Source organism: Mesorhizobium sp. M7D.F.Ca.US.004.03.1.1 (genome assembly GCF_003998635.1).
GTDB classification, from domain to species: domain Bacteria; phylum Pseudomonadota; class Alphaproteobacteria; order Rhizobiales; family Rhizobiaceae; genus Mesorhizobium; species Mesorhizobium loti.
Genome location: NZ_RZQG01001874.1, coordinates 1 through 391, shown reverse-complemented (window position 1 = coordinate 391; position 391 = coordinate 1). Strand labels below are relative to the sequence as shown.

The window sequence follows — 391 nt, the reverse complement described above, 5'->3', positions numbered from 1 at the left end:
GATTTCGGCTGGTCAGCAGAACGTCGCAGCCCTCCTCGGCCAACATGCGCGCAATGCCCAGCCCGAGCCCTTGGCTCGACGCCATCACCAACGCTCGTCTGGAAGCCAGCCCCAAATTCATTCTTCCTCCGACCCCAGTCAGCCAAGCAGCCCGAACGTGGTTGCAGTTCGGTCGACAATGTGTATACCAGTGTGCAACACAGCGCGGAATGGCGTGATGTGTCAAGCGTCTTATGACGAGTTTCGACAGGCTGGCGTCTCATGCCGCGACATCGGGGACGCGCACGGGAGGCACTATGATTTACGACGTCACGATCCTTGGCTTGAAGCCAAATACCTACGGCACCGTCTTGCCGCTATTGCCCCAGGGCATTGCCGCGGAAGTCAAGCA

Annotated in this window: 1 pseudogene; it reads right to left on the bottom strand. The window is 59.3% G+C overall.

The features are described 5' to 3' along the window. Nucleotides 1-121: pseudogene (locus tag EN935_RS42680) on the bottom strand (3-oxoacyl-ACP reductase); the annotation flags it as partial. Between the last annotated feature and the right edge of the window lie 270 nt (nt 122-391).